Source organism: Streptomyces milbemycinicus, assembly GCF_002154605.1.
GTDB lineage: Bacteria > Actinomycetota > Actinomycetes > Streptomycetales > Streptomycetaceae > Streptomyces > Streptomyces milbemycinicus.
This window is the reverse complement of the sequence record NZ_MUNE01000105.1, coordinates 1-2233: the sequence shown is the minus strand read 5'-3', so window position 1 is coordinate 2233 and position 2233 is coordinate 1. Positions and strand designations below refer to the sequence as shown.

The 2233-nt window shown below is 75.3% G+C and carries 2 protein-coding genes; both read left to right on the top strand.

What is annotated here, in order from left to right:
* On the top strand, positions 1 to 665 hold a 665-nt coding region (locus CCN51_RS09495; protein ID WP_143675759.1), incomplete at its 5' end, for an alpha/beta hydrolase.
* A 358-nt stretch (positions 666 to 1023) separates the two neighbouring features.
* On the top strand, positions 1024 to 2233 hold a 1210-nt coding region (locus tag CCN51_RS09485; protein WP_425444753.1), incomplete at its 3' end, for a DUF3152 domain-containing protein.

The window sequence follows — 2233 nt, the reverse complement described above, 5'->3', positions numbered from 1 at the left end:
TCGCCGCGCTGCGGCCGGACCTGGTGCGCACCCTCACCCTCGTCTCGCCCGCGCTGCCCGAACTGCCCCCGCAAATCACGGCGGTGCCCACCGGCCTGCTCGCGGTCCCCGGCGTCACCCGGCTCTTCACCCGGCTGACCCGGGACTGGGACGCGGAGCGGCGCACCCGCGAGGCGATGGCGCTCACCTATGGCAACCCGTCGCAGGTCAGCCCGGAGAACTTCGCGCTGGCGGTGGAGGAGTTCAAGCGGAAGCTCGCCCTCCCGTACTTCTGGGACTCGCTGACGCGCTCGGCGCGCGGCCTCGTCGATTCGTACACGCTCGGCGGCCAGCACTCGATGTGGCGGCAGGCCGAGCGGGTGCTGGCGCCGACGCTGCTGGTGTACGGCATGCGTGACCAACTGGTGTCCTACCGCATGGCGCAGCGGGCCGGCGCTGCCTTCCGCGACTCGCGGCTGTTGACGCTGGTGGACGCGGGGCACGTGGCGATGATGGAGTATCCCGAGGCAGTGGCGCAGGGGATGCGTGAACTGCTCGACGACGTGACAGGCCGAGAAGGCAGAGCAGGCCGGGAGGGCCGGGAGGACGGCGGCCGCCGGGGCGACCCGGGGAGACGGACCGCCCCGGTGCCCGGCACGGACGGGAGCGGTGCGGCGCGTGGGTAAACACAGCGCACGTGGCAGCCAGGAAGACCGCGACCGCCGGTCCGGGCAGGCGGGCCCAGGCTCCGCCCCCGGCGGCGGCCGTGGCCCCGGTGCCGGCCCCGGCTTCGTGGAGTACCCGCCCTCCGGTCTGGCCGGTCCGGCCGGAGGTCCGGGCACCGGCCGCAGGCGGCGGATGGTGCCGGGGCCGGGGCCTGGTCCTGAGCCTGGTGCGGATCCTGGCGTGACGCCGCCGCAGGGCGTGCCGCGGATGCGTCCGCAGGGGCCCGGTGTGCCGCGGGCCAGGGGCGGACATCCGGAGCACCGTGAGCCGGGCGGCGGTTGGGGCGCCGTGGGCGGTCCGGGCGGTCCAGGTGGTCGTATGGCCCCCGGCGGGCCCGGCGGGCCCGGGGGGCCTGGAGGTCCGGCGGGTCCCGGCGGTTTCGGTGGACCGGGACGGCCTGGCGGCCAGCCGCGTCCCGGTGGTCAGGCCGGTCCTGGCGGGCCGGTACGGCGTGGCGGTCTGGGCGGTGTGCCCGGCGGGCCGGGTAGTCCGGGCGGTCCGGGCGGTGTGCCCGGCGGGGCGCGGGCGTTTTTCGGGGCGCGGACCGCGCGCCCTGCGCCGGGCGCGACGGTGGGCGGCCTGATGCCAGGCCCGCGCAAGGAGTACGTCGACGCGTTCGACACCTCCGAAGCCCTCGACTGCGACGGCGAGGACGTCTTCGCCGCGGGCGCCCCGGGAGCGCCGCGCCGCGCCAGGGCAGACGGCGCCGATGGCATGGACGCCGACGCCGACGAAGGTGAGGACGAGCCTCAAGAGGCGGCCGGCGCCGCCAAGGGCGGCAAGGGGCGGACGTTCACCGGGGTCGCCGCCGCGGCCGTGACCACCGTGCTGGCGGTCGTGGTCGCCGGGCAGGTGGCCAACGGGCCGCAGCAGGACAGCGGCAACAGCGCGCGCGCCCAGGGCGGCGCGGACCGCACCGACGCCGCCGGCGACGACGGGAACGGCGAGCGGGCGGCCCGGTCCGCCCCGACCACCCCGGCCCCGAAGGCCCCTTCGTACGGCGCGCTGATGACGCGGAAGTTCCCGCTGGACCCGAAGCTGAGCGGATCCGGGGCGTTCACGACGGTCCCCGGGCAGGACAAGGGGACCGGCCGGGGCCGGGTGCTGCGCTATCGCGTGGATGTGGAGAAGGGCCTGCCGCTGGACGGCAAGCTGTTCGCGGAGGCCGTGCACAAGACGCTGAACGACGACCGCAGTTGGGGCCACGGCGGGACCCGCTCCTTCGACCGGGTCTCCTCCGGCCGGGCCGACTTCGTGATCACGCTGGCGAGCCCCGGCACCACCGCGAAGTGGTGTCTGAAATCCGGTCTGGACACCACCCAGGACAACGTCTCCTGCGACTCCGCCTCCACCGAGCGCGTCATGATCAACGCCTATCGGTGGGCACAGGGCGCGAAGACCTTCGGCGACGACAAGATGCACGCGTACCGGCAGATGCTCATCAACCACGAGGTGGGCCACCGGCTCGGGAACAACCACGAGATCTGCTCCCGGCAGGGCGCGCTGGCGCCGGTGATGATGCAGCAGA